This is a genomic window from Trichocoleus sp. FACHB-262 (assembly GCF_014696035.1).
In the GTDB taxonomy this organism is placed as follows: Bacteria; Cyanobacteriota; Cyanobacteriia; order FACHB-46; family FACHB-46; genus Trichocoleus.
In genome coordinates, this window is the sequence record NZ_JACJPK010000002.1 from 1 (window position 1) to 1995 (window position 1995).

The 1995-nt window shown below is 48.7% G+C and carries 5 protein-coding genes; 2 read left to right on the forward strand and 3 right to left on the reverse strand.

The window, feature by feature from the left end; translation table 11 throughout:
• Nucleotides 1-113: 113 nt before the first annotated feature.
• The gene (locus H6F68_RS00020; RefSeq protein ID WP_190555665.1) at nt 114-425 is read right to left on the reverse strand and encodes a hypothetical protein; all 312 of its coding nucleotides are present in this window, start codon (nt 423-425) and stop codon (nt 114-116) included.
• On the reverse strand, nt 425-892 hold the full coding sequence (locus H6F68_RS00025; RefSeq protein WP_190555666.1) for a hypothetical protein: 468 nt from the start codon (nt 890-892) through the stop codon (nt 425-427). The genes H6F68_RS00020 and H6F68_RS00025 overlap by 1 nt, the downstream gene beginning before the upstream one ends.
• On the opposite strand from H6F68_RS00025, the gene H6F68_RS00030 reads away from it, so the two are divergent.
• The gene (locus H6F68_RS00030; protein WP_190555667.1) at nt 891-1046 is read left to right on the forward strand and encodes a hypothetical protein; all 156 of its coding nucleotides are present in this window, start codon (nt 891-893) and stop codon (nt 1044-1046) included. The two genes, H6F68_RS00025 and H6F68_RS00030, sit on opposite strands and share 2 nt — an antisense overlap.
• A 6-nt stretch (nt 1047-1052) precedes the next feature.
• Here the strand turns inward: H6F68_RS00030 and H6F68_RS00035 are convergent, their stop codons facing one another.
• Nucleotides 1053-1421, reverse strand: coding sequence for a prevent-host-death family protein (locus tag H6F68_RS00035; protein WP_190555668.1), 369 nt, complete (start codon nt 1419-1421; stop codon nt 1053-1055).
• A gap of 183 nt (nt 1422-1604) precedes the next feature.
• Here H6F68_RS00035 and H6F68_RS00040 point away from each other — a divergent pair, with 183 nt between their 5' ends.
• Nucleotides 1605-1898, forward strand: coding sequence for a hypothetical protein (locus H6F68_RS00040; protein ID WP_190555669.1), 294 nt, complete (start codon nt 1605-1607; stop codon nt 1896-1898).
• The last annotated feature ends 97 nt before the right edge of the window (nt 1899-1995 follow it).

The following is a 1995-nucleotide window of genomic DNA, read 5'->3' on the forward strand; positions in this document are numbered from 1 at the left end:
CTGCTGCCAACCTTCGATGATGGCGAGGATTTTAGCGGCGCAGTAGTTGCGCTGGGTGATCTGGACGTATTCTTTGCAGAGCTTGAGGTAAGTCAGGTTAAGGGTAGCGGTGCTCATCGTGGTTGCACCTCTCGCAGCTTTAGGTCCTGCTCCCATACATCTTCGATCCCAGCGCTCTTGCAACTGTCTGGGTCCACTTCAACTAAATAGGACCAGCCCACCCACTCCAAGCTGTGAGCAATTTCAGCGGACATGCGAGGGCTCCAGTACTGTAAGCCTCGGATGATACCCCAGTGCACACAGCCGTGGAACCCAGGCCATTGCACTACCTGCCCAAACTGATACTGAGGCACAGGCAACTCTGCGGGGAGGGGGAGCATAGGAATTTCTGATTTCTGATTCTGATTCTGATGAAGCTTTGGCATTAGACAGCCTCCCCGATCGCATCGCTGAGGCAGCGATATTCCTTCTGGTCAATATGGCCTTGCTCGTAAAGTGCACCGCATATCAAACTAGTAACGAAGCCAGAGAGCCAGTTGTTAATGAAGTGCATGTCTGCTTCTATCGCTGCTTGGGCGGAGGGGGAGGAAGTGTCATTCCTTATGGATTTGCCTTGCGAGATGAGGACTTCAACGGTAAAGCCTCCTGCTGTTACGACTGGGCAGAGTCGATGAAATTTAACTTTGACGGCTGAGCAAGCAGTATCTGATAATGCCTCATGGAACTCTGCTCCTGGGTTTGTAGTTGCAAGCCCTACTCCCCGCCAGACAGAAAAGCAGAGCAACTTGACTTTGCTTAAGATTTCAGTAGCACAATCATGATTGAGTCGCACTAAGTGGTTGTCTCGTGCAGATTTAGACCCCACTAACACGGAGTCGGATAGGATATTCATGGCTTCACCTTGGTTAGTAGCTGGAGGTGAAGTACAGAGGCGATCGCGAAGTTTCCTAGGCCGAGCGATCGCTCCATATTCACATCAAGAAATGCTGTTAATTGGTAGCGGCAATGCAGCATACTTCGACTGCATCAACCGAATTCTGCTTTAGCGATCGCTAGAGTTCTTCCGTGTCGGGTTCTTCTGACTGAACCTCAGGCTCATCTTGAGGTTGAAAGATTCTAGTAGATACAAATGCTAAGCGGCGCTCACCGTGGTAAGTCAGCCAGATACAGTCAACCCCTGCTTCAAGAGATTCCCAAGCTGAGTTGAGCTTGTCCCTGAAATCAATTAGTCCCATCTCTTGTTCCGCTGAAAGCTGAAGAGCTGTTGCGATCGCAACGGGAACGAGATAGCCAATGCGGTCTTTGTAGTAATCCACTGGAATCACGTCACCGCCTTGAACTTGGCGACGATAGCGAGACAAGCTTTGGCGAAGTCGAGAGAGTGGAACCACGTTAATAGGTGGACTAAGTGCACTGTACATATTTGACCTTTTTCACCTTATCAACTTGTGACCATAATAAGTATTGTTGTATGTGTTGCTAACTAAGTAAGAGTTGACAGTGTTGTACGCTTTAGCTACATTAAAAGGCAAGAGAAGGAAGTACCGACTGGAAAACGAACTTCCCTCTCTTGCAAATCAACCTACTAAAAGGTCTTAACCACTATGGTATACACGCCCGATCGCGTCGAGTCAATCGCGCCTGTTTTTGCTGAAGAAGAACGTGACTCTGGCTGCATCCAAGCGACAGTTCAACTAGAACTCGAAGCCTATTTAGAGGATCAAGTTCGCTCCATTGCTCCAGCCCGCATCGACAGCCTCTTTTTAGTAGATGGCTACACCTATCTCTCGGTAATAGATCAGGACCGTCCGCTCACGAAACAGCCCATCCGGTTGATCATCCAACTCGAAGATTGCCAAGGTAATCCTTCTTTTGTTACTACGGTGAGGAAAAATTAACTTGGGAATAGCTGTGATTCTAGCTGACCTATGCTTGAGCAACGAGATCCGGTCGCAACCGTTAGCTTTATTGATGACTACTGCCAACACTATCGAG